The 3,958-nt window shown below is 61.4% G+C and carries 3 protein-coding genes; all 3 read right to left on the bottom strand.

Annotated features, from left to right (window positions below; genetic code table 11):
- Positions 1-667: copper resistance protein B (locus ABNU97_RS17400; RefSeq protein WP_348767930.1), on the bottom strand; the 667-nt coding region annotated here is incomplete at its 3' end.
- A 40-nt stretch (positions 668-707) separates the two neighbouring features.
- Entirely contained in the window at positions 708-2,705 is a 1,998-nt protein-coding gene (locus ABNU97_RS17395; RefSeq protein ID WP_348767929.1) for a copper resistance system multicopper oxidase, read from the bottom strand.
- Positions 2,706-2,769: 64 nt separating this feature from the next.
- Positions 2,770-3,489, bottom strand: coding sequence for a cytochrome c (locus ABNU97_RS17390; RefSeq protein WP_348767928.1), 720 nt, complete (start codon positions 3,487-3,489; stop codon positions 2,770-2,772).
- Positions 3,490-3,958 lie beyond the last annotated feature (469 nt).

Below are 3,958 nucleotides of genomic sequence, written 5' to 3'. Positions count from 1 at the left end.
CCCAGCGTACGCCGATATAAGGCGCGAACTCGCGCTTGATCTCGTAGCGCAGCCGGATCCCCATCTCGGTGTTATTGAGGCCGCTACCCAGCCCGTATTCCGGCACGTCCTGGGCTGAGGCATTGATTTCGGCCCGTGGCTGCAGGATCAACCGCTGGGTAAGCAACAGCTCGTACTCGAATTCGCCCCGGAAACTCACGTCGCCGTCTTCGCTGACGAACAGTGCGGTATCGGACTCGAACCAGTATGGGGCCAGGCCCTGCAGGCCGAGCACGGCAAAGCCACGGTCCGGGTTCGGATTGACGTCGTAGCGCAGACCGGCCTGGGCACTCCAGAACGGCGTGATCGTGCGGTTATAGAGTGCCTGGAACTCGGTGTCCTCCGGCGAGCCGCCACGCATCGGGCCCTCGCCTTCGGTCTTCAGCCAAAGTTTGTTGTAATCACCACCGATCCAACCCTGGGCGTCCCAGAGATAGTTGTTGGTGCCGTCGACATCACCGTATTCGAGGCGATCGATCAGAAAGAACTTATGGACCTGCTGATCGTGGATCGGTTTTTTCCAGTTGAGCGGTGCGCCGCTGTTCGGGTCGGCAGGCCCCCCGGGTATCACTGAGTCGAGATCGGCTTTGCCATCGGAGGCGGCAAGAGCCGGGGCCGTAGATCCCAAGAAAAGGACAGTCGCGCTGAGGATGGCTGGGGTCGATTGTTTAAGCATTGTTTTCTCCCGATTGATCGCTTACCCGCACGACGCGGAACATGCCCATTTCCATGTGATAGAGCAGGTGGCAGTGGAAGGCCCAGCGGCCGGGCTCGTCGGCCGTGACCAGCAGCGAGGCGCGCGAACCCGGCAGCACGCTCAGGGTGTGCTTGAACGGCAGGTGCTCGCCCTGGCCATTTTCAAGCTCCATGAACATGCCGTGCAGATGGATGGGATGTTCCATCATCGTGTCGTTGACCATGATCAACCGGATCCGCTCGCCGTACGGAAATTCGATCGGTGTGGCATTGGAGTACTTCACACCGTCGAACGACCACATATAGCGGTCCATATTGCCGGTGAGATGGATCTCGATGGTCTTCGACGGTTCACGCCGGTCCTGCATTGGAACGACGTTACGCAGCTGGCTGTAGGTGAGCACGCGATGATTGACGTCCTCCAGCCCGGTGCCGCGCTCGGCGAGGCGATCACGCTGTACGTTGGCGATGTTGATATTGCCGGCACCGTGCATGTCGGGGCCGTGCTTGGCGATCACCGGCCCGGATTGTTCCATCATTGCGCCCGTACCCATGGTGCCGGCATTCGGGCCCGTGCCATGGGCCATCTTTTTCATATCGTGGCCCATGCCGGCCATTTTTCCAGACATCTTCGAGTCGGCCATCTTGTGGCCTTGATGCGACATCCCGGCCATGCCCGATTCCTTTTTGGGCATGTTCATCTTTTGCATCGAGCCGTGATCCATCGCCATCTGGCCGTGGCCCATCGGTTTCGCGCTCTTGCTGTGCGACATGTCCATGCCGCCCATGTCCATCTGGCTCATGTCCATGCCCATATCCATCATCGTGCGCTGCGGCTGTTCGCGCAGTGCCGGCACGGGGGCGACCATGCCCGCCCGCGGCGCGAGCGTGCCGCGGGCATAGCCGCTGCGGTCCATGGTTTCGGCCATGATCGTGTAGGCCTGATCGGCCCGGGGCTCGACCACCACGTCGAAGGTCTCGGCCACGCCGATCTGAAACTCGTCGGTCTCGACCGGCTGCACTTCCTTGCCGTCGGCCGCTACCACGGTCATCGGCAAGCCCGGCATGCGGACGTTGAAATAGGTCATCGCGGAGGCGTTGATCACGCGCAGGCGAATACGCTCGCCGGGCGTGAACAGGCCGGTCCAGTTGGCATCCGGGTGTACGCCGTTCATCAGGTAGCTATAGGTGTAACCGGTGACGTCGGCGATATCGCGCGGGCTCATGCGCATGTCGCCCCAGGCAAGGCGATCCTTCAGCGTGGTGGCGACGCCGGATTGGCGAAAATCCTCGGCCAGATCGCCGAGCGTGCGCTCGCTGAAGTTGTAGTAATCGCTCATTTCCTTGAGCTTTGCGAGCAGACGATGCGGATCCTCGAAGGTCCAGTCGTTGAGTACGATGACGTACTCGCGGTCGGCATTGATGCCGTCGTCGCCTTGCGAATGAATCACGATCGGCCCGGTCTGGCCAACTTGCTCCTGCAGCCCGGAATGGCTGTGGTACCAGTAGGTGCCGGCCTGGCGCACCGGAAAATCGACTTCGAAGGTCTCGCCGGGATCGATGCCGGGAAAGGCGACGCCGGGCACGCCGTCCATCTGGAACGGCAGCAAAATGCCGTGCCAGTGGATCGAGGTCGACTCGTCGAGATGGTTATGCACCCGCAGGTGGGCGTTCTGTCCTTCCCAGAGTTCGACGATCGGGCCGGGCGTGGTGTGGTTCAGCGTAATGGCCGACGCGCGACCGCCGGCGATATCGATCATCTCGCGGCGGACATGGACGTCCATCACCACATCGCGTGCGGCGCCGCCCGGGACCTGAGCGGCGGCGGTGTCGAGGTATCTTGCCGCGCCAGCGGCCAGGCCGTTGCGGGCATAGGCTGGTAACAACGCATTGAAGCCGGCCAGCACGCCGGTCGCGCCCATGGCGCGCAACAGGCGACGTCGGTCGCTATCGTGTGTATGTCGAGTCATTTAAATATCCTCGTTATTCAATTGGTTCGGATGACATGCGAGCCGTGTTTCGACGATTGCGCGCCTAATGCGCGTGCCCATCGTCGTGACCCGCGGTTGAGTCGCCGCCGCTCTCTGGCCCCTTGGTGCCCTCATCGTGATGCTCCTCGTTCGAGCCGGCGCTGTGCGCGTCGTTATGGCCTTTACTCGAGCCGGTCGTCGCATCCACTTCGCGAGTTGCGTTTCCACCACCATGATCGGGTGCGCCGCCAATGGCGTGGTGTCCGACGCCGCTCGCTTCGGCCCGCGCCAGCATTTGGTCATAGTCGGCCGCTGACATTCCCGGCAATTTCTCGACGAACGCGGTCATAGCCCACATGTCTGCGTCGCTGTGTGACGAGCCCCACTCGGGCATGCCGGACGCCTTGATGCCGTGCTTGATCACCCAGAAAATTTCGCCTGCACTTTTTTCCTCAGCGGCGTGCGTAAGTTCGGGTGGTTTGGGATACATGCCGCGCGCGGCAACCGATTGTTGCCTACCAGGTGGGGCATGACACGCGCTACACATGGCGTCGAAGTTGGCAGCGCCTGCCAGTAACTGGTCTTGAGAGCCCAGCTCGGGGGCGTCGATACCGGAGGCCTGCTGTTCGATCGATTTATGAACAGTTTCTTCCAATGCCCAGCGCGTGATGCGCCAATGTTCGCTGGTGGCCGCGACGTTGTAGATACCGGAATAAATTGCGCCCGCTGCCACGCCGCCTGCGATTAGCAGGCTCACGACTAACGTCGCAACAATAATTTTCAAAGTTCGCACGCTGCGTCTCCGTCGGAACGGTGACGCGGTGGAGCGATCTAGGGAATATTAGCCAAGATCAACACCAAGTTTTGGTGCCACTCGACAAATCCCGGTAGACCACTTCGCAGAAGCCGCAACCACCGTCCTGATTGATGTTTGGCGCATGTGAAATGCACCAGAAGCTTCAATTAGACGCGGATAGACGGCGGCCGATAGGGGGGGTGGTCGAACCCGGGGGCGACCGCGACAAGCGCACGGCTTACCAAGTGCGCCGCAGGGGGAAACAGCGCATCGGTTGGGAAGCTGGTGTCGACCGCACTAGAGGAGCAATGGCCCATGACCGAGCAACAGCATCGATCATGCGATGGGGAGTCGCCACTACCCTCGACGTGCTTGGTCGCGTGTGAATGCCCGCTGGCCGTGGCACCCGGGTTCGTAACAGCGGATGTTTCCGCGTTAGCGTGCTCGGAATCGTGCA

Source organism: uncultured Salinisphaera sp., assembly GCF_964012375.1.
In the GTDB taxonomy this organism is placed as follows: Bacteria; Pseudomonadota; Gammaproteobacteria; order Nevskiales; family Salinisphaeraceae; genus Salinisphaera.
Note: the sequence above shows the minus strand (reverse complement) of the source record. Positions and strands in the feature narration are given on the sequence as shown.